At 59.1% G+C, this 19417-nt stretch carries 16 protein-coding genes; 9 read left to right on the plus strand and 7 right to left on the minus strand.

Annotated features, from left to right (window positions below; translation table 11 throughout):
* Window positions 1–119: 119 nt before the first annotated feature.
* Complete coding sequence (locus tag PSH69_RS06150) at window positions 120–1247, minus strand: branched-chain amino acid ABC transporter substrate-binding protein (RefSeq protein ID WP_305411392.1); 1128 nt, start codon at window positions 1245–1247, stop codon at window positions 120–122.
* A 350-nt stretch (window positions 1248–1597) separates the two neighbouring features.
* Between PSH69_RS06150 and PSH69_RS06155 the strand changes: the two genes are divergently transcribed.
* Window positions 1598–1903, plus strand: coding sequence for a DUF2288 domain-containing protein (locus PSH69_RS06155; RefSeq protein ID WP_370695252.1), 306 nt, complete (start codon window positions 1598–1600; stop codon window positions 1901–1903).
* A 238-nt stretch (window positions 1904–2141) separates the two neighbouring features.
* Here PSH69_RS06155 and PSH69_RS06160 read toward each other — a convergent pair whose 3' ends face one another.
* Entirely contained in the window at window positions 2142–4340 is a 2199-nt protein-coding gene (locus PSH69_RS06160) for a hypothetical protein (RefSeq protein ID WP_305411394.1), read from the minus strand.
* A gap of 198 nt (window positions 4341–4538) precedes the next feature.
* Here PSH69_RS06160 and PSH69_RS06165 point away from each other — a divergent pair, with 198 nt between their 5' ends.
* Window positions 4539–5435 (plus strand): NAD(P)-dependent oxidoreductase, encoded by an 897-nt coding sequence (locus PSH69_RS06165; protein WP_305411395.1) that lies wholly within the window; start codon window positions 4539–4541, stop codon window positions 5433–5435.
* Here the strand turns inward: PSH69_RS06165 and PSH69_RS06170 are convergent.
* On the minus strand, window positions 5326–7602 hold the full coding sequence (locus tag PSH69_RS06170; protein WP_305411396.1) for a bifunctional diguanylate cyclase/phosphodiesterase: 2277 nt from the start codon (window positions 7600–7602) through the stop codon (window positions 5326–5328). The two genes, PSH69_RS06165 and PSH69_RS06170, sit on opposite strands and share 110 nt — an antisense overlap.
* Window positions 7603–7750: 148 nt before the next feature.
* Window positions 7751–8116 carry a YkgJ family cysteine cluster protein gene (locus PSH69_RS06175; protein ID WP_018926887.1) on the minus strand — a complete coding sequence of 122 codons (366 nt, stop codon included), beginning with the start codon at window positions 8114–8116 and terminating at the stop codon, window positions 7751–7753.
* Between the two features lie 281 nt (window positions 8117–8397).
* Between PSH69_RS06175 and PSH69_RS06180 the strand changes: the two genes are divergently transcribed.
* Window positions 8398–9747 carry an MFS transporter gene (locus PSH69_RS06180; protein ID WP_305411399.1) on the plus strand — a complete coding sequence of 450 codons (1350 nt, stop codon included), beginning with the start codon at window positions 8398–8400 and terminating at the stop codon, window positions 9745–9747.
* A gap of 112 nt (window positions 9748–9859) precedes the next feature.
* Here the strand turns inward: PSH69_RS06180 and rapA are convergent, their stop codons facing one another.
* On the minus strand, window positions 9860–12706 hold the full coding sequence (rapA, locus tag PSH69_RS06185; protein WP_305411400.1) for an RNA polymerase-associated protein RapA: 2847 nt from the start codon (window positions 12704–12706) through the stop codon (window positions 9860–9862).
* Window positions 12707–12936: 230 nt separating this feature from the next.
* Here rapA and PSH69_RS06190 point away from each other — a divergent pair, with 230 nt between their 5' ends.
* The 3 genes from PSH69_RS06190 to ccoM all read left to right on the plus strand — a co-directional run bounded on the left by PSH69_RS06190 (window position 12937) and on the right by ccoM (window position 13805).
* Window positions 12937–13278, plus strand: coding sequence for an aspartate-semialdehyde dehydrogenase (locus PSH69_RS06190; RefSeq protein ID WP_305411402.1), 342 nt, complete (start codon window positions 12937–12939; stop codon window positions 13276–13278).
* Window positions 13279–13382: 104 nt separating this feature from the next.
* Entirely contained in the window at window positions 13383–13544 is a 162-nt protein-coding gene (locus PSH69_RS06195; RefSeq protein WP_007935839.1) for a hypothetical protein, read from the plus strand.
* 144 nt (window positions 13545–13688) lie between these two features.
* Window positions 13689–13805 (plus strand): cytochrome c oxidase subunit CcoM, encoded by a 117-nt coding sequence (ccoM, locus tag PSH69_RS06200; protein ID WP_018926882.1) that lies wholly within the window; start codon window positions 13689–13691, stop codon window positions 13803–13805.
* Window positions 13806–14051: 246 nt separating this feature from the next.
* Here the strand turns inward: ccoM and PSH69_RS06205 are convergent, their stop codons facing one another.
* Both PSH69_RS06205 and PSH69_RS06210 read right to left on the minus strand, forming a co-directional pair.
* Window positions 14052–15527, minus strand: a complete 1476-nt coding sequence (locus tag PSH69_RS06205) for an inorganic phosphate transporter (RefSeq protein WP_018926881.1) — start codon at window positions 15525–15527, stop codon at window positions 14052–14054.
* 377 nt (window positions 15528–15904) lie between these two features.
* Window positions 15905–16105 carry a hypothetical protein gene (locus PSH69_RS06210; RefSeq protein WP_007935837.1) on the minus strand — a complete coding sequence of 67 codons (201 nt, stop codon included), beginning with the start codon at window positions 16103–16105 and terminating at the stop codon, window positions 15905–15907.
* A gap of 210 nt (window positions 16106–16315) precedes the next feature.
* Here PSH69_RS06210 and PSH69_RS06215 point away from each other — a divergent pair, with 210 nt between their 5' ends.
* From PSH69_RS06215 to PSH69_RS06225, 3 genes are all read left to right on the plus strand, one after another.
* Complete coding sequence (locus PSH69_RS06215) at window positions 16316–16501, plus strand: hypothetical protein (RefSeq protein WP_138866217.1); 186 nt, start codon at window positions 16316–16318, stop codon at window positions 16499–16501.
* Between the two features lie 265 nt (window positions 16502–16766).
* Window positions 16767–17609, plus strand: coding sequence for a pca regulon transcriptional regulator PcaR (gene pcaR / locus PSH69_RS06220; RefSeq protein WP_007935836.1), 843 nt, complete (start codon window positions 16767–16769; stop codon window positions 17607–17609).
* A gap of 287 nt (window positions 17610–17896) precedes the next feature.
* Window positions 17897–19243 (plus strand): MFS transporter, encoded by a 1347-nt coding sequence (locus tag PSH69_RS06225; protein ID WP_305411403.1) that lies wholly within the window; start codon window positions 17897–17899, stop codon window positions 19241–19243.
* Window positions 19244–19417 lie beyond the last annotated feature (174 nt).

A 19417-nucleotide genomic window follows, 5' to 3' on the forward strand; every position in this document is an offset into this window, starting at 1 on the left:
GGTGACGGTTTTAAGATTTTCAGGTAAGCCAACTCCCGGATCGCGGGACTCTGACTCATTAATCTCGTAAAACAAAGCCCACTGCTTGCGCAGTGGGCTTTATTAATCATGGAGCTAGCTTACTGAGGGGAAACTTCGGTTTTTGGTTTGCCGAAGTGCCACTCATAGACCACGAATTTAAAGTCTTTCAGGTCGCCCTTGCTGTCGAACGACAGATCACCGGTCGGGGTCTTGAAGGTGCCTTTGTGAATGGCTTCAGCCACCTTGGCGGTGTCTTCGCTCTTGGCTGCCTTGATACCTTCGGCAATCACTTCGACAGCCGAGTAGGCCGGGAACACGAACGGACCGCTTGGGTCCTGCTTCTTGTCGGCAAAGGCTTGTACCAGGGCTTTGTTGGCTGGGTCCTGGTCGAAGGATTTCGGCAGGGTGACCAACAGGCCTTCGGAAGCATTCTGGGCAATTTGCGAGATGGAGTCGTTGCCGACGCCTTCAGGCCCCATGAACTTGGCTTTCAGGCCTTTTTCCTGGGACTGGCGCAGGATCAGGCCCAGCTCCGGGTGGTAGCCGCCGTAGTAGACGAAGTCGACGTTGGCTTGCTTGAGCTTCTGGATGATCGAGGAGAAGTCCTTGTCACCGGCGTTGAGGCCTTCGAACACGGCAACCTTGACGCCTTTCTTCTCAAGGGTCTGTTTCACGGCGGTGGCGATGCCTTCACCGTATTGCTGTTTGTCGTGCAGCACGGCAACGATTTTCGGTTTTACGTGATCGGCAATGTAGTTACCGGCGGCAGGGCCCTGGGCGCTGTCCAGGCCGATGGTGCGGAACACCAGCTTGTAACCACGGGTAGTGATGTCCGGGTTGGTGGCGGCCGGGGTGATCATGATCACGCCTTCGTCTTCGTAGATGTCCGAAGCTGGCTGGGTGGAGCTGGAGCACAGGTGGCCGACAACGAATTTCACACCATCGTTGACCACTTTGTTGGCGACGGCCACGGCTTGTTTAGGGTCGCACGCGTCGTCGTATTCCTTGGCTTCGAGCATCTTGCCGTCGACGCCGCCCTTCGCGTTGATCTGATCGATGGCCATCTTGGCGCCGATGAACTGCATGTCGCCGTATTGAGTGACCGGGCCGGTTTTAGGGCCGGCGATGCCGATCTTGATGGTGTCGGCGGCGAACGAATGGCTGGCAACCCCGGCCAGAACCATAGCGGCAAACAGTTTTGAAATCTGCTTAGTAGCCTTAGTCATAGTGCTCCACTCTTACTGTTGTAGTTTTTATAGTCCTGGCGCCGTAGCAGCAGAACCGGGTCAGATATCGTCGATATCCTCCGGAAAATGCCCCCGGCAACTGTACCGGTACAGTGTAGAGCGCCGATTGTTAGCCTGGGAAGCTGGCGCCAGGGGGCAAAACCTGAGGGTGTCGCTTTGTTGAAAGAAAAAGACAGAATCGCGGCAGGATGTTAGCTGGCTAATACTTGAAGCAACAGCATTCCCTGGCTTTCCCGGGTTTTTCAATCGGTGACGCAATTGCATCCGGGTTTTTCTGGCGCAACACCGACGTTATCATTCACATCGATTTCTATTGCGGACAGCGACCCATGATTCAAGAACCTAGCACCCTCTATGCCAAGCTGCTTGGTGAAACCGCATCTATTACCTGGAAAGAGTTGGAGCCGTTCTTCGCCAAGGGTGCCCTATTGTGGGTCGACCCAGGCCTGGATTTGATCGCTGCGGCGGAAGCGGTGGCGACCGATGAAGGCGAGAAAGTCGCTGCCTGGCTGGCCGCCGACAAGGTCGCCAAGCTGTCTGAAACGCGGGCGCTGGATCTTTTCGAGCGTGATCCGCAGCTGTGGGCCGTGGTTGTTTCGCCGTGGATTATGATCCAGGAAAGGGCGAAGGCTTGAAGGTTCGCACCGATTTGGTGCTTGGTTTTGTCGGGCAAAAGTGTGTAGCCGAGTAGCGTGATGGCACGTTGCCGTGGAGAAAGGCCACAGAAAGGCCGGTATAACGGTGACGTAAACGTAACGGGAACAGTTTATTGAGCAGCCGATGGGCTGCTCAATTGTTTCTGGGTGTTGTGATCATTCCCACGCGGAGCGTGGGAACGATCATCACAAGGCTGCGATCGTTAAAGGCTCGACCTCAATAAGCCGTCTTGCCCGTATGGTTATTCAGCGAAATAACCTTGGTCTTGCCAATCCGGTGACGGTAGATCTCGCGCAGGTACTTGATCGCCTTCTTCACGCAATCGCGCGACAAACGAATGTCATTGATCGAGACGAACTTCTCTTTGTCGTTAATCAACTCGCGGTACTTCTTCTCGTACATCGGTTTGATCGCGTACCAGTTGGTGTCGAGGATCTTCGCCGGGTTTTCGAATTCGTTGAGCAGTTCGTCGATCCGGTCTTCGTCGAAGTCTTCATGGATGATGAAGTCCAGGATCGAGTTATCCAGCGTTTCGTCGAAGCGATACGGATTTTTTGCAAAGCAACGCTTGATGAACGCCACGATCAGCGTCAGGAAGTCGTCCGACAGGCACGGGCTCTTGGCGATCAGGGTGGTCAGCGACAGGTTGGCCGAGGCGCCGATCACCAGTGCATAACGCTTGAGCGTGGTGTTGGGGAACAGGCTGTTGAGGTGAGTCTTCAACCGGTTCAGGTCCATGTAGGACAGTTTGTAGTCTTTAGGCAGGGACACGATCGACACCACCGACGAGCAGTTCTTGAAGAAGTGCAGGTCGTGCAAGGCGGCCGCGTCATAGCCCGAATTCTTGTACTGCTCGAGCGAGGCGCGGTAGCGCTTGGACTCGATTGGCAACAGGCTGATGCCTTCAATCGCCTGGGTGACTTTGTTGAAGTGCGGCAGGTCGATGGAACGGAAGAACAGATCGTCGATGTTCAGGCGCTGCGGCTCTTTGTCGAACACCTTGAATTTGTCGCTGCTCGGCGGCGGGGTTTCCGGCACCACGGATTCGGCGTAGGCAATTGCCACCGGGCCGGCCAGGCTCATGAACAGGTCGTTGGCGTCCAGGCGAATGGTTTCGCCGATGTCGATGCCAGCGCGACGGAAATAGTTCTGGTCGTAGTCGGTGGTGACCGCCTGTGCCGTCAGAATATTGAAGATCTGCTGTGAGATGTACTGGTTGGCGTGCTTTTCCATCGCGTTGACGTCGATGTTCTGGATGTTGCCGTCATCGCTTTCTTCGGCATAACGCATGATGTCGTTGGAGATCAGCATCATCGCGTTCCATGGGCGGATACGGCCCATGACGCTGGCTTCGCTGCTGTCTTCGTTGGCGAAGTTGTAGGAGAAGTCCCACTCTTCCGACAGGTATTTGCACAGCAGGCGACCGGCGTTGATGTGCAGCGCTTCGGACATTTCACTGCGGTGATCGGAAATGTTCGGCAGTACGCAGATGCCGCTGGTGAAGATCGGCTCGAAGACGAAGGAATGGCCGCTCTTGCCGTCGTGTTCGTCCATCGGCTTGGTGTCGAACGTCTTGTTCATGTACGAGTGCTGCTGGGCCAGGCCGAATTCCGAGGCCATGCCCGAACCGGTACCGCCACCGGCACTGAAGATCGAGAAGTACAGGCGCGACTGGTTGGCCTTGATCCCGCAGCTGTCGATCAGGTACGAGTGAATCATCTTCCAGTCGGGGCTGGAGAAACGCTGGGTGTCCTTGTTCAGGATGATCTTGGCCAGGTACTGGCCGAGGATCGGCGCGTTACCGGCGCCACCGGCGTGGACTTCCGACAAGTCCATGATTTTCATTTTGCTGTAGTCGCGCAAAAAGCCGCTTTTTTCGCCCTTGCGCGAGAAACGGATGCGACCGGCGATGTCCTTGTCCAGGTCACCGAGCATCACCAGCGGTTCGACCAGGAATACCGGTTTGGTGGCCTTGTTCGGCCCCAGGCGCAGGTTGTTGCGAATCCACTGCGCCGGGCTGTAGCCCTTTTCGGCGTAGCGTTTATCCGGCGACACACGGTCTTCGTTGTTGAATTCGTTGAGGTAGAACTTGCGAGCGTTGTACACCAGCTCCGCCACGTCCAGCGCGATATTCGAACCGCAGCGGCCCAGGCCGATCAGGCACACCGAGGGGAATTCCTGGTCGTTGTGCTGTTCGTTGTCGCCTTCCAGATGGGGCGGGCGCGGGAACACCAGGTCGCGCAGGCCGTCGAGGTTGTCGAGGATGCGGTCGGTATTGGTTTCGGTGAAGTACAGGTATTGCTGAGTCGACAGCGGACGCGACGGGGGCAATGGCTTCGACGATGAGGGGCTGTTCGCCGCGAGGCTCAGGGTCAGATCGGATACCGCGGTGGCCGGATTGTTTTTAGAAGTCATTGTGCGCCATATACCTGGACTGGTCGGCTCGGCGACAAGTGTCATCGAGTCATCACGGAATGGGATCTCGCGTCTTTTTTTTAGCGCGAATGTGGCCCAAGCGTCAGGGCCTTGGCCTGAACATCGCTCGGGGGAATCCTTTCCTTAACCATGATGAATCGGCCAATATTCGATGATCTTTAATCAAAGGGAGGCTAAATGATGGCAACGTTGCCTGCGCTGGGGTTCGCCGGAATCGGCCTGATGGGGTTGCCGATGTGCCGACGCCTGTTGGCGGCCGGTTATCCGCTGACGGTGTGGAACCGCAACCCGGCCAAGTGTGCAGCGCTGGTCGAGGCTGGTGCGCGGCAAGTGGCGACACCGGCCGAGCTGTGTCAGCACGCCGACGTGGTGATGTTGTGCCTGGCCGATACCGCGGTGGTTCGTGAGGTGGTGTTTGGCGCGGCTGGCGTTGCCGAGGGGGCGAAAAGCGGCCAGTTGCTGGTGGATTTTTCCAGCCTGGAGCCCACCGCAACGCGGGAAATGGCCACAGCCCTGGCCAATAAAACCGGGATGGGTTGGCTCGATGCGCCAGTGTCCGGCGGGGTGGTCGGCGCCGAGGCCGGCAGCCTGGCGATCATGGTCGGTGGCGAGGCGGCAGACCTTGCGCGCGTGCGGCCGGTGTTGCTGACCCTTGGCCAGCGCGTGACCCACATGGGCGCGGTCGGCGCGGGGCAGGTGACCAAGGCCTGCAATCAGATGATCGTCGCCTGCAATGCCTTGGTCATTGCTGAAGTGGTGGCCCTGGCCGAGCGCTCCGGGGTCGATGCCAGCCTGATTGCCGAGGCGCTGGCCGGTGGTTTCGCCGATTCGAAACCGTTGCAGATTCTCGCGCCGCAAATGGCCGAAAGCCGTTTCGAGCCCGTGAAATGGCACGTACGCACGCTGCTCAAGGATCTAGATACCGCCGTGAAGTTTTCCCGCGAACAGGGTTCGGCCACGCCGATCAGCGGATTGGCCGCACAACTGATGCGCCTCCATGGGGGGCAGGGCTTCCTGGAAAAGGATCCCTCGACGTTAGTGCAGTTGTACCGTGAGCCAGACTCAACGGATTGACGGCACGCGTGTGCTGGTTGATTTCGGCCAGTACCGGCCGCAACTCAGCCAGCGGCACCGGATGGCTAAGCAGGTAGCCCTGGACGAAATCGCAGCCGTGGCGTTGGAGAAAGTCATATTGCTCGAGGGTCTCGACACCTTCGGTGACGACCTGCAAATGCAGGGTATGGGCCATGACGATAATGGCCTGGACGATTTCCATGTCCTGGGTGGCCATGGGAATGTCCTGAATGAACGAGCGGTCGATCTTCAGCGTGTTTAATGGCAGGCGCCTGAGGTAGGCCAGTGAGGAATAACCGGTGCCGAAGTCGTCGATCGACAACGAAACACCAAGGGCGCGAATCTGCCGCAGCAACACCAGGGTGTTGGAAATATTGCCCATCAGCGCGTTCTCGGTTACTTCCAGTTCCAGCCGGTGTGGCGCCACCCCGAAGAGGTGCAGGGCGTGTTCGATTTCATTGGCCAGCTCTTCTCGCGCCAGGTTCAGGGGCGAACAATTCACCGCGATCTTGAGGTCTTCGCAATCGTGGCGGGACAGTTCGCCCAAGTCTTCGCAGGCTTTGCGCAATACCCAATTGTCCAGTTCGGCGATCAGGCCGTTGGCCTCGGCGATGGCGATGAACCGGTCCGGTGTCAGCAATCCGTGAACCGGGTGTTGCCAGCGGACCAGCGCTTCAAGTTTGGTGACTCTGTCGATTCTCAGGTCATAGATCGGCTGGTAATACAGCATCAACCCGGAGTCTTCGCGCAGGGCGTGACGCAGTTCTTCTTCGAGTTGCAACTCCAGGGTGGCGCGGGCTTTCAGGCTTGAATTGAAAAAGTGCAACCCGTTACGACCGCTGTCCTTGGACTGATACAGCGCCAGGTCGGCGTTCTTCAGCAGTTCTTCGCAGGTTTTGCCGTCTTCCGGAAACAGGCTGATGCCGATGCTGGTGGTCATGACCATGCGCCGTCCGGACAACTCGATGGGGGCCTTCATTTTCAGCATGATGCGCTGGGCCATATGCCGTGCTTCTTCACGGTCGTACAAGTTGATGAGGAGGCAGAATTCGTCGCCTCCGAAACGCGCCACCACGTCTTCGTGGCTGCGCACCGAGGCCTTGATATGACTGGCGAGGACTTTGAGCAGTTCGTCGCCGGCGTCATGGCCAAGGCTGTCGTTGATCCGCTTGAAGTGGTCGATGTCGAGGAATATCACCGCGAGCATGCCGCCTTCGTTGGTTTTTTCGATGAGTTTTTCGGCGAAGAGCTGGTTGAAGCCCCGGCGGTTGAGCAGGTTGGTCAAGGGGTCGTAATGCGCCACCTGTTGCAGCGACATGCGTGCCTGATCCAGTTGACCGAGCAGGGCGTTGACCCGCTGCAGGTCGGACTCCTTGTGTTGCAGCTTCTTGTCCGCCAGTGCGGCACTGATGCTGCTGCCGATGATCAACAGCGCCATCACTGCCACTGTCAGCCCCAGTTGCAGGTGATTGTTGTCGCCGGGCAGCGGTTGAAGGCTGTCATCGGGCAGCACCAGGTTGAGCGATGCCATGCCGGTGAAATGCATGCTGACAATGCCGGCCCCGAGCACCAGGCTGGCGGTGTATTTGAGCAGTAGATGATACGCACCGGTGTCATCGCGCAAGTGACTGGAAATCAACAGGGCAGCCAGGCTGGCACCGATGGCGATCACGACGGAGAGCACGAACAGGGCGGGTTGGTAATAGACCTGCGCATTCGATCGCAGTGCGGCCATGCCCACGTAGTGCATGGTCGCGATACCCAGGCCGATCCACACCGCGGCCCGCAGGTATTGCCAGAAATTCAGTTGGGGATGGCTCAGGGTGTACATGGCCAGCCATGAGGCGGTCAGGGCGAACAACAGCGAGATCAGGGTGGTGGGCAGGTGGTAATGGATTTCGATCGGCACCTGGAACGCCAACATGCTGATGAAGTGCATGGACCAGATACCGCCCGCCAGACACCCGGCGCCGACCCAGCGCCAGAGTCGTTGAGAGGCGGATTTTTCCACATGTCCCACCCGCTCGGTCATGCCCAGCGTGGCGAAACCGGCCGTGCAGGCAACCAGATAGGCCAGCAACACCAGAAACGGGTTATGGGTGCAATTGAGGATGACCTGCCCGTTTTCCGGTAGCCCGGTCATGAAATGCAAACCAAGCCACTCCATAGCATGTCCCGTCTGTGAGTCATCCTGGCCTGCGTCATGCGCGCTGGCGAATGCTGGCAGTATAGAGGGCTTATACAGAGCGCAAGGGGTAATGGCGCATTGATGTCAAAATTTTTTTAATGAGCTCAATGGCGGTCGGTGCGGCACCTTAGGCGATCTGCTCAAAAGGCGTTTCGAATTCAGGTTGCAGGGCGGGCAGCCCGAACGCGGCCCGTGCCGCATCGCAATCCACGTTCGCCTCGCCATTGGCCCAAGAGGCGTCGAACTCTCGACAAGTGCTGGAGCGCTGATCGTAAATCGAGCACTGCACGGTGCTGCCCACTTCACCCACCAGACCGACACAGCGAACGGGTTTGCAGTCTGTGCCCAGCATGGCCACCCGGCTGGGGCTGATGGACGTGACCAGTTCGTCAGGCACCGTGCCCCCGGCCGAGGTGCATTCACCCCAGAAAAAAGACACGCGGAAATGAGAACAGCAGGCACCGCAATTCAGACACGGACTGGCTTCGGACATGGGCAATGATCAAAGGAGGAATGGGAACGGGGTGGGCAGACAAGGCCGCTATTCTAGGCTTCGCCATGCCGTTGGGAAGGGGGGCGCAGAGGTATTTTTCCAGCCTGCGACTGATGGTGAAAAACCTGGCTTCCTGACAGCACTAATCCCACCGGTTATGCGTGGCGCCATGGGCTGATATCAGCCTTGCGAATAATGACAGACAGCCCTGACGGGCCTGACTAGATTGGAGGTTCCGGGGACAGTGACGGCCCCAACAACAATAAAAAGAGACGGACCCCATGCAGAACTCGACCCAAGCGGCGAATGCCTGGCGCATTCTGTTCCTGTTGTTCCTGGCCAACCTGTTCAACTTCTTCGATCGCACCATTCCGGCGATCATCATCGAGCCGATCCGCATGGAATGGCACCTCAGCGACTTTCAGCTGGGGATCATCGGGACTGCATTCACCATCGTTTACGCCATTGCCGGCCTGCCTCTGGGGCGATTGGCCGATACCGGCTCGCGCAGCAAACTGATGGGCTGGGGCCTGGCGGTGTGGAGCGGGCTGACAGCGATCAACGGGTTGGTGGGCAGTTTCTGGAGTTTCCTGATCGTGCGCATGGGCATCGGCATCGGTGAAGCCAGTTACGCGCCGGCCGCCAATTCGCTGATCGGTGATTTGTTTCCGGCGCATCGTCGGGCACGGGCCATGGGTATTTTCATGCTCGGCTTGCCACTGGGCCTGCTGCTGGCGTTCTTCACCATTGGTGCGATGGTCAAGGCATTCGACAGCTGGCGTGCGCCGTTCTTCATCGCGGCGGTGCCGGGGTTGATCCTGGCGGTCTTCATGTTCTTCATCAAAGAGCCGAAACGTGGCGCGGCGGAAAGTGTGCAAGTGTCTCAGGAACGCGTGGACCGGCCGATCCGTCGAGTGCTGGCGGTTCCGACGTTCCTGTGGCTGGTGATGGCGGGACTGTGCTTCAACTTCGCCACGTATGCCTGCAACTCGTTTCTGGTGCCGATGCTGCAGCGTTATTTCCTGATGCCGTTGCAGGACGCGGCGGTGGCGACCGGGGTGATCGTCGGAGTGACCGGGTTGTTCGGCCTGACACTAGGCGGATGGATTGCCGACAAGATTCACCAGCGGGTGGCCAATGGGCGACTGTTGTTCGCGGCATTCAGCCTGGTCATTTCGACGTTGTGCACGGCTTGGGCGCTGCATGCCGGGCGGATCGAAATCGGGGTATTTGTCGCGGTGTTCAGCCTGGGGTGGTTGTTCGCCTACAACTTCTACACCTGCGTGTACACAGCGATTCAGGACGTGGTCGAACCACGCCTGCGGGCGACGGCGATGGCGTTGTTCTTTGCCGGGTTGTATCTGTTGGGCGGTGGTCTGGGGCCGGTGGTGGTGGGCGGTCTGTCCGATCACTTCGCCCATACCGCGATGCTCTCGGCGGGTGCCGAGCAGATGACCGAGGTATTCAAGGCTGTCGGCCTGCATGACGCGATGTACCTGATCCCGGTGGCGCTGTTTTTCACCATGGTGTTTCTGTTTTTGGCATCGCGGTGTTTTGTGCGGGATGCCAAGCGGATGAAAGAAGGGTTGGTGGCGGTGGTTGAGCCAAAGGGTGCTGCGGTCACGGCCTGAGGATTGATCGTTCCCACGCGGAGCGTGGGAATGATCGGCGGGCGGGACAAGGTAAACAAAAAGGCCCGCATCGCTGCGGGCCTTTTCATTTTTGGCGATGGAGCAGGGCGGTTTAGCCCGCTACCAACACCCGAATCGCTTCCAGTCGCAGCGCCGCCTTGTCGAGCATGGCCAGGCCTTGCTCGCGTTGCTTGCGCAGGGCAACCAGTTCGCTGTCGCGCACGGTCGGGTTGACCGCTTGCAAGGCGGTCAGGCGCGCCAGTTCTTCGTCGGTATCGGCCGCCAGGCGACGTTGCGCCTCGGCCACGCGCTCGGCGTGACGCGGTGTGATCTTCTCTTCGCCGGCATTGATCCGTGGCGTCAGCTGGTCGCGCTGGGCCTGGATGAACTTGTTGGCGCTGGCGCGGGGCACGCTTTCCAGTTGATCGTTCAGGGTTTCGAACGACACCCGGGCCGACAGGTCATTGCCATTGGCGTCGAGCAGGCAGCGCAGGGCGGCCGGCGGCAGGTAACGGCCCAGTTGCAGCGAACGCGGGGCAACCACTTCGCTGACGTAGAGCAGTTCCAGCAACACGGTGCCCGGTTTCAGCGCCTTGTTCTTGATCAGCGCCACGGCGGTGTTGCCCATCGAGCCGGACAACACCAGGTCCATGCCACCCTGAACCATCGGGTGTTCCCAGGTGATGAACTGCATGTCTTCACGAGACAGCGCCTGGTTGCGGTCGTAGGTGATGGTCACGCCTTCGTCGTCGCCCAGCGGGAAGCTGGCGTCGAGCATTTTTTCGCTGGGCTTGAGGATCAGCGCGTTTTCCGAATGGTCTTCGCTGTCGATGCCGAAGGCGTCGAACAGGGTTTCCATGTAGATCGGCAGGGCGAACTGATCGTCCTGTTCGAGAATCGCTTCGACCAGCGCATCACCTTCACCCGCGCCGCCGGAGTTGAGCTCCAGCAAGCGATCGCGACCGGTGTGCAGTTCGTCTTCCAGACGCTCACGCTCGGCGCGGGCCTCGTCGATCAGCGCTTTCCACTCGCCATCGTCGCTCTCTTCCAGCAGCGGCAGCAGGCGCGGGCCGAACTGATGCTGCAAGGCGTTGCCGGTCGGGCAGGTGTTGAGGAATGCGTTCAGCGCTTCGTGGTACCACTGGAACAGCCGCTCTTGCGGGCTGGTTTCCAGGTACGGCACGTGCAGTTCGATAACGTGCTTCTGGCCGATCCGGTCGAGACGACCGATACGCTGCTCCAGCAAGTCCGGGTGCGACGGCAGGTCGAACAGCACCAGATGGTGCGAGAACTGGAAGTTGCGACCCTCACTGCCGATTTCCGAGCAGATCAGCACCTGGGCGCCGAATTCTTCGTCGGCGAAGTAGGCGGCGGCGCGGTCACGCTCAAGGATGTTCATGCCTTCGTGGAACACCGTGGCCGGAATACCGGAACGCACGCGCAGGGCGTCTTCCAGATCCATGGCGGTTTCGGCGTGGGCGCAGATCACCAGCACTTTGGTGCGCTTGAGCATTTTCAGGGTGTCGATCAGCCACTCGACGCGCGGGTCGAATTTCCACCAGCGCTCTTCTTCGTTGGCGTCCGGCTGGGACTGGAAGCTGACTTCCGGGTACAGCTCGATGTGATCGCCCAACGGCAGTTCGAGGTATTCGGCCGGGCACGGCAGCGGGTACGGGTGCAGTTTGCGCTCCGGGAAACCCTGCACGGCAGCGCGGGTATTACGGAACAGCACGCGGCCAGTGCCATGGCGGTCCAGCAGTTCGCGGACCAGACGGGCGCAGGCTTCGGTATCGCCATCGTTGACTGCGCTCAGCAGGGCTTCGCCTTCGTTGCCGAGGAAGCCGTGAATGGTCTTGTGCGCTTCAGGCGACAGGCGCCCTTTGTCCAGCAACTCCTGAACGGCTTCGGCCACCGGGCGATAGTTTTCGCTCTCGGCGCGGAAGGCATGCAGGTCATGGAAACGGTTCGGGTCGAGCAGGCGCAGACGGGCGAAGTGGCTGTCCTGGCCCAGTTGTTCCGGGGTTGCGGTCAGCAGCAATACGCCCGGGATCGTTTCAGCAAGCTGCTCCACCAGGGAGTACTCAGGGCTGACCTGGTCTTCGTGCCACACCAGGTGGTGCGCTTCGTCGACCACCATCAAATCCCAGCCGGCGGCGAACAACGCGTCCTGGGCTTTCTCGTCTTCCACCAGCCATTCGAGCGCCACCAGGGCGAGCTGGGTGTCTTCGAACGGGTTGGTGGCATCGCTTTCGATGAAGCGTTCTTCATCGAACAGCGCAACTTGCAGGTTGAAGCGGCGGCGCATCTCCACCAGCCACTGGTGCTGGAGGTTTTCCGGCACCAGGATCAGCACGCGGTTGGCGCGGCCAGAGAGCAGTTGGCGATGGATCACCAGACCGGCTTCGATGGTCTTGCCCAGGCCTACTTCGTCGGCCAGCAGAACCCGCGGCGCGATACGGTCGGCGACTTCACGGGCGATGTGCAACTGGTGCGCGATCGGTTGCGCGCGCACGCCGCCCAAGCCCCAGAGCGATGACTGCAACTGGCGGCTGGTGTGTTCCAGGGTGTGATAACGCAGGGAGAACCAGGCCAGCGGGTCGATCTGGCCGGCGAACAGACGGTCGCTCGCCAGTCGGAACTGAATGAAGTTCGACAGCTGGGTTTCCGGCAGGGTGACCACTTCGTTCTGCCCATTGAGGCCGTGGTAGACCAGCAGGCCGTCGATGTCGTCGACTTCCTGTACGGTCAGTTTCCAGCCTTCGAAGTGAGTAATCGAGTCACCCGGCGAAAACCGCACGCGGGTGAGGGGCGCATTCCGTAGCGCGTACTGGCGAGTGTCGCCAGTGGCCGGGTAGAGCACGGTCAACAAGCGGCCGTCCTGTGCCAGAACGGTGCCTAAACCCAGCTCGGCTTCGCTGTCACTGATCCAGCGTTGCCCCGGTTGATACTGCTGCGCCATGCTGCCTGACTCCCACCTTGAAAAAGCGGGCTATCTTAACGGAATCAGCCCCCAGACCAAAGGTTTACGTGCGCAAGAGCTGCCGAAGGCTGCGAACTTTTCAGGACTTGAAGATCAAAGGATCGCAGGCTGCTCCAGCTCCTGCGGTGCCAAGCGGATCACAAGTTTGCGACCAATGGCTCAAGTCGCCACCCCCGCAGCCGACAGCCTTCTGACAGGAGACCAATAATATGCTGCCACCGATGCTCCCCTTGAGCGCCGTGCCGATCACTTCACAGCAGGATCCGATCCGCCAGCGCCCGGATATTCCGCCCGTGGTGCCAGTGCAGGAAAGCTCCAATGAAAGCACCATCGACCTGCAAAAGCGCGACCCGGAAGAAGCGGGTCTGCAGCTGCGCGAGGAACAGCGTCGGCAACAGGAACGGGAGCGGCGCCGTCGCGAGGCCGATGAGGATCCCGAAGAGCATTTGGCGATCCCCGGTAATGAGCTCAATGCCGACAATACCGTGCCGGTGGTGCCGTTGATGGAGAGTCAGCCACGTCAGGGGTTGTGGGTCGATATCGAGATCTGAAGTGTCGGAGACTGGTCAGCGCCCGCGCCAGACCGCATTATTGGCGCAATCCTGTCGCCTTTAGCCGGCAGCTGAATTCATTTCCAAGCGATGCACTGAACGCCATGAGCCAAGATGACAAGCTGATCGACCTCAATTCTGAACGTGCCAAACGGGTTCATGACCTTAATGAAAAGCGCCTGAACGAAGTGCGCCAGGCATTTGAGCAGGCCATGCCGTTGGGTAAAGCGAAGAAAAAGCCGAAGAACAAACCGAAAAAGCGTTGAAACACCCTGCATCTGTTGATGCAGGTCAGTTATTTCCCTTCCTTTACGCCCAGTCTCGGGCGGCATTGATCCCGGTCAATTTTCTCTCCTGCCCGATTGGTTAACTTAGCCCCATCGCAACAGGGCATGTGCAGGAGGCCAGTCATGTTTTTCGATAACGTGGTGATCGCCGGAGTGCTGACAGTTGGCCTCATGGTTCTGTTTTTTGCAGGGTTTGGTTTTTTTATCTGGAAGGATTCGCATAAGCGGAGAAAACCGTAGTTCTTTCTAGAGCAATGAGCACGCAAGGCATTTTGGGCGACTTCGGTCGCCCTTTTTTTTGTGCGATCGTTCCCACGCTCTGCGTGGGAACGCCTCAAGGGACGCTCTGCGTCCCAGCTCTCGAAAGGCACGCGGAGCGTCCCGGGCTGCATTCCCACGCAGAGCGTGGGAACGATCTAATACCGAAATGCGGGTAATAAAAAAGGCGCGAACCTCACGGAACGCGCCTTTTTCAGTAGCGGTGTATCAGCTACCCAGTGCCTTGGAGGCCAGCCAGAACAGGCCGGCCGACAGGGCTACGGTGGCTGGCAGGGTCAGGACCCAGGCCAGCAGGATGGTTCTGACAGTACCGCCTTGCAGGCCGCTTTTGTTCGCGACCATGGTGCCGGCCACGCCTGAGGACAGGACGTGGGTAGTGGAGACGGGCAGGCTGAAGATATTGGCCAGGCCGATCATGCTCGCGGTGGTGATCTGCGCCGACATGCCTTGAGCATAGGTCATGCCTTGCTTGCCGATTTTTTCGCCGATGGTCAGTACCACGCGCTTCCAGCCGACCATGGTACCCAGGCCGAGGGCCAGTGCGACCGCCAGAATCACCCAGAACGGGGCATATTCAGTGGTGGTGGTCAGGTCCTTGCGCAGTTTGTCCAGGTCAGCCTTTTCACGGGCAGCGAGGCCAGGCAGCTTGCTGACTTTCTTCGCCGTGTCGTCCAGGCAGAGCAGGTAACGACGCACTTCGATGCGGCTTTCCGCCGGCAGCGAGTGGTAGTCGGCTACACCCTTGAGGGTGTCGAGCAGGGCGGCGATGGTCGGTTCGGTCTGTTGCGGGTTGCAACGGAATTTCTCCGGCAGATCACCTTCCACGCTTTTGCCCAGGGCCAGGAATTCACCCAGCGTATCGGCATTGCGCTTGTAGAACTGGCTCAGGTGCAGGGTTGCATCGCGCGTCCGTTCGATCTGGTAGGTGGTGCTGCCCAGGTCGAGTACGAACTGTGCAGGGACGATACCGATCAGCACCAGCATGATCAGGCCGATACCTTTCTGGCCATCGTTCGAGCCGTGCACGAAGCTGACCGCCATCGCCGAAATCACCAGGACCAGACGGTTCCAGAACGGCGGGTGCTTCTTGTCGTCGATCTTGCGGCGCTGTTCCGGTGTCTTGTGCATCTTGGACAGCGGACGCCACCATTTAAGGCCGATCAGCACCAGGGCGGCAACAAGGAAGCCGGCCATCGGCGAGAACACCAGGGACGCGCCGATGTCGATCGCTTTCTGCCAGTTGACGCCGTCGGCCAACGGAATGTCGTTGATCAGGGCGTTGGCCAGGCCGACGCCGAGGATCGAACCGATAAGCGTATGGGAGCTGGAGGCCGGGATACCGAAGTACCAGGTGCCCAGGTTCCAGGTGATGGCCGCGGCGAGTAACGAGAACACCATGGCCAGCCCGTGACCGGTGTTCACATTGATCAACAGTTCTACCGGCAGCAGATGGACGATGGCATACGCCACCCCCACACCGCCCAGCAGCACGCCGAGGAAGTTGAACACACCGGAAAAGAACACCGCCAGATGAGGCGGCATGGCTTTGGTGTAGATAACAGTGGCCACCGCGTTTGCGGTGTCATGAAAGCCGTTGATGAACTCGAAGGCGAGGACAAAGGCCAGGGCGAGCAAGAGGCTCACAAGCACCCAAGCATCCAGTCCGCTGAATAAATCGATCATGAAGGTTTTCTGACCCGTTCGTAAGGGGGCGCGATTATGCCAGAAAAGACTGATAATCGATGCACTTGCTGCTCATCGGTTACATTCTTCAATGAATTAGTAGGTGGCAATCCCCTGAATCCCAGGGTTTTTCAGGGGCCTACAAGTCATTGAATTCGCTTGGAAAGGCAGCTGCCACAAGGGTTTCTCTCGTTGGGACGAGAGGCTTGAACGCTTGTGTGAAATATCTGAGAAGAAGGTCAGGCAAGAGCCGTTTGCCTCATCGAATGGATGAGGAAGCCGCTGCCCGCTTGTAGCGGGCGCGAAAAGCACCATCGATACAACCCGCTTTTAACGGGTGCAGACGCAGGCTCTTGAAAGGATTCAAGTCGAGGCGGTCATGGCTCTTCGGCTTTGAGTTCCTTTTCCATCTTCTGCAATTCCTGGGTGAAGGCCTGATCCTGAACGGTGGCGCGTTTACGCCAGGGTTTGCGTTCGGGTTCGGGCTGAGCGGCGTAGGTGGTGACTTCCCCGCCGTAAACTTCCTTGTAACGTTGTTCCTGGCGCTCAAGTTCCGCGCGCAGTTCGTCTTTCGTCACAGTGCTACCTGATTGAGTTGAGATTAATTCTGGTGAAACGCGCTGCATCGATCTATTGACCGTGCTCGTCGAAAGGACAATGCCTGATACGACATCGTTCCCACGGCACAATCAATACTTCAATGTTGCAGGCGGCCACGGCACCAGAGCAAAACAGCTGACGCAGCATCAGTCTCCTGTTTCAGCGAGCGCGTTGGCGGAACATATTAAATGAGCGTCAAGCGCTTGCTGCGGACAGCGGCGATGGATATCGCGCTGCCGGCGGGCGGAATCGGTACAAAAAAACCGGTCGCCTCTGAAATGCATTATAGCGGTCGATTCGAAGAACACTATCTCTTGGCAGTTAAAAGTAGTTCCTCATGTGTGATTGTTTTGTTGCTCGCAACTTGCCGGTAACTACGGTGGACTGATGCCAGTTGCAGTGGTGATTTTCTGGCGCCATTAGGCCGGACAAATTATTACATCGTTCTCCTTTAAACCAGTGACCGAAAATAACAACCGTATTGTGGGGTGAGTGAAAGCAGGATGGCTGAATGTACGCACCACGATTGCGATTATCGGCCTGTGGTTCGATAATCGCCCAATCCTGGCAGCCGCTGGCTTGTGTGTCAGACCGGGGCCGCTTGTAATAGTCGCTGATCCGTGTGGGGAACAACCTGATATGAACGATCAAATGCGCAATTCCTTCGCTTCAGTGGCGCCGCCGATCGTCGCCTCGCCCGCCAAGCGAATCCAGGCCCTGACCGGTGACCCGGATTTCATGACTTCCCTGGCCCGTGGCCTGGCGGTGGTGCAAGCGTTCCAGGAACGCAAGCGGCACCTGACCATTGCACAGATCAGCCACCGCACGGAAATTCCCCGCGCCGCTGTGCGACGTTGCCTGCATACGCTGATCAAGCTCGGCTACGCCACCACCGACGGGCGCACCTATTCGCTGCTGCCCAAAGTCTTGACCCTGGGCCATGCCTATCTGTCGTCGACTCCACTGGCGGTGTCTGCCCAGCCGTACCTGGACCGCATGAGCGAGCAACTGCACGAGGCCTGCAACATGGCCACGCTGGAGGGCGATGACATTTTGTACATTGCGCGCTCGGCGACCACCCAGCGATTGATTTCCGTCGACCTCTCGGTGGGTGGGCGCTTGCCGGCCTATTGCACCTCCATGGGCCGGATTCTGCTCGCCGCGCTGGACGACACGTCGCTGCGCGAATACCTCGACCATGCAGACTTGCAAGCCAAGACCAGTCGCACCCTGCATACCCCCGAGGCATTGCTCGAATGCTTGCAAGAAGTACGGCGACAAGGCTGGTGCATCGTCGATCAGGAACTGGAGCAAGGCCTGCGCTCGATTGCCGTTCCGGTGTACGACGCTTCTGGCCAAGTGGTGGCGGCGCTGAACGTCAGCACCCATGCCGGCCGGGTCAGCCGCAGCGAGTTGGAGCAACGTTTCCTGCCCGGTTTGTTGAGTGCCAGCCGCGACTTGAGTGCGCAGCTGTTCGCCTAAGCTGTTCGATAAACGCACAGAGTCGCGTTTATCGAATTGACGCTGTTTCTCTCGGATCATTAATGTCGCGGCAGCGTCATCCGGCGCTGCTGGCCCTCAGCAGTTGCCGGGCGACGACCCAATAATAATGAGAAGAGGCATCGTCATGCGCACGTTTCCCCACTGTCGCTGTTCCCACCGGCTTAGCTGCCGAAACCGGATCGCCTGATCCCGACCTTCTTTTCTTGTGACAGCGTCAGCCTCGGCTGGCACTTGTTCGACTGCGTTCTTTGCGTGGAATAAAAATAATGAACCAGCCTCAGTCTGCTGTAGGGAACTGCCTCGACGTGCAGTCCTTCATCAACGCTCAACCCATTTCGCGCTACCAATGGCGGGTGGTGATCCTGTGTTTCCTGATTGTCTTCCTCGATGGCCTCGACACCGCGGCCATGGGGTTTATCGCGCCGGCATTGTCCCAGGACTGGGGCATCGATCGCGCCAGCCTCGGCCCGGTGATGAGTGCGGCACTGATCGGCATGGTCTTTGGCGCCTTGGGTTCCGGGCCGTTGGCTGACCGCTTCGGGCGAAAAGTCGTACTGGTAGGCGCGGTGTTGTTGTTCGGTGCGTTCAGCCTGGCATCGGCTTACAGCACCAATGTCGATCAACTGCTGGTGCTGCGTTTCCTCACCGGCCTGGGCCTGGGCGCCGGCATGCCGAACGCGACCACGCTGCTGTCCGAATACACCCCGGAACGCAAGAAGTCCCTGCTGGTGACCAGCATGTTCTGCGGCTTCAACCTCGGCATGGCCGGGGGCGGGTTCATCTCGGCCAAACTGATCCCGGCCTTTGGCTGGCACAGCCTGTTGATGATCGGCGGGATTCTGCCGCTGATGCTCACCGTCGTTTTGCTGTTGTGGTTGCCAGAATCGGCGCGCTATCTGGTGGTGCGCAATCGCGGTACCGACAAAGTGCGCAAGGCTCTGGCACCGATCGACCCAGCGGTGGTGGCCCAGGCTTCGAGCTTCAGCGTGCCGGAACAGAAAACCGTGAAGGCACGCAATGTGTTCGCGGTGATCTTCTCCGGTACTTACAGCACCGGCACATTGTTGCTGTGGCTGACGTACTTCATGGGGCTGGTGATTGTTTATCTGCTGACCAGTTGGTTGCCGACGCTGATGCGTGACAGCGGCGCGAGCATGGAGCAGGCCGCATTCATTGGTGCGCTGTTCCAGCTTGGTGGGGTGTTGAGCGCAGTGGGCGTGGGTTGGGCGATGGACCGGTTCAATCCGCACAAGGTCATCGGCACTTTCTACCTGTTGGCCGGGGTGTTTGCCTACGCGGTAGGGCAGAGCCTGGGCAACATCGCCGTGCTGGCGACCCTGGTGCTGGTGGCCGGGATGTGTGTCAACGGCGCGCAATCGGCAATGCCATCGCTGGCGGCGCGTTTTTACCCGACGCAAGGGCGGGCGACCGGTGTGTCGTGGATGCTTGGGATTGGCCGCTTCGGCGCGATCCTCGGGGCGTGGATGGGCGCGACGTTGCTGGGCCTGGGCTGGAACTTCGAGCAGGTGTTGACGGCTCTGGTGATTCCGGCCGCGTTGGCGACCACGGCGGTGGTGATCAAGGGCATGGTCAGCCATGCGGATGCGACCTGAGGGCGACTTTCAAGATGTGATCGTTCCCACGCAGAGCGTGGGAATGATCTGAGAGAGAACGATAGCCAGATAACAATCTGTTCGATAAACGAACACTCAGTCGATTATCGGATTGTTTGGGTTTTTCCAGGGGCTTAACCTTCAGTCATTCCGGCGCTGAACCTCGCGCCCTTT

The sequence above is a fragment of the Pseudomonas sp. FP1740 genome (assembly GCF_030687165.1).
GTDB lineage: Bacteria > Pseudomonadota > Gammaproteobacteria > Pseudomonadales > Pseudomonadaceae > Aquipseudomonas.

Bases quoted from the DNA above. Each gene is read 5' to 3' on its own strand.
- rapA (WP_305411400.1), bottom strand. From the start codon at position 12,706: ATGGCGCAGCAGTATCAACCGGGGCAACGCTGGATCAGTGACAGCGAA.
- PSH69_RS06160 (WP_305411394.1), bottom strand. From the start codon at position 4,340: ATGACTTCTAAAAACAATCCGGCCACCGCGGTATCCGATCTGACCCTG.
- PSH69_RS06205 (WP_018926881.1), bottom strand. From the start codon at position 15,527: ATGATCGATTTATTCAGCGGACTGGATGCTTGGGTGCTTGTGAGCCTC.
- pcaR (WP_007935836.1), top strand. From the start codon at position 16,767: ATGAACGATCAAATGCGCAATTCCTTCGCTTCAGTGGCGCCGCCGATC.
- PSH69_RS06165 (WP_305411395.1), top strand. From the start codon at position 4,539: ATGATGGCAACGTTGCCTGCGCTGGGGTTCGCCGGAATCGGCCTGATG.
- PSH69_RS06180 (WP_305411399.1), top strand. From the start codon at position 8,398: ATGCAGAACTCGACCCAAGCGGCGAATGCCTGGCGCATTCTGTTCCTG.
- PSH69_RS06195 (WP_007935839.1), top strand. From the start codon at position 13,383: ATGAGCCAAGATGACAAGCTGATCGACCTCAATTCTGAACGTGCCAAA.
- PSH69_RS06155 (WP_370695252.1), top strand. From the start codon at position 1,598: ATGATTCAAGAACCTAGCACCCTCTATGCCAAGCTGCTTGGTGAAACC.
- PSH69_RS06225 (WP_305411403.1), top strand. From the start codon at position 17,897: ATGAACCAGCCTCAGTCTGCTGTAGGGAACTGCCTCGACGTGCAGTCC.
- PSH69_RS06175 (WP_018926887.1), bottom strand. From the start codon at position 8,116: ATGTCCGAAGCCAGTCCGTGTCTGAATTGCGGTGCCTGCTGTTCTCAT.
- PSH69_RS06215 (WP_138866217.1), top strand. From the start codon at position 16,316: ATGAGCGTCAAGCGCTTGCTGCGGACAGCGGCGATGGATATCGCGCTG.
- PSH69_RS06150 (WP_305411392.1), bottom strand. From the start codon at position 1,247: ATGACTAAGGCTACTAAGCAGATTTCAAAACTGTTTGCCGCTATGGTT.
- ccoM (WP_018926882.1), top strand. From the start codon at position 13,689: ATGTTTTTCGATAACGTGGTGATCGCCGGAGTGCTGACAGTTGGCCTC.
- PSH69_RS06190 (WP_305411402.1), top strand. From the start codon at position 12,937: ATGCTGCCACCGATGCTCCCCTTGAGCGCCGTGCCGATCACTTCACAG.
- PSH69_RS06170 (WP_305411396.1), bottom strand. From the start codon at position 7,602: ATGGAGTGGCTTGGTTTGCATTTCATGACCGGGCTACCGGAAAACGGG.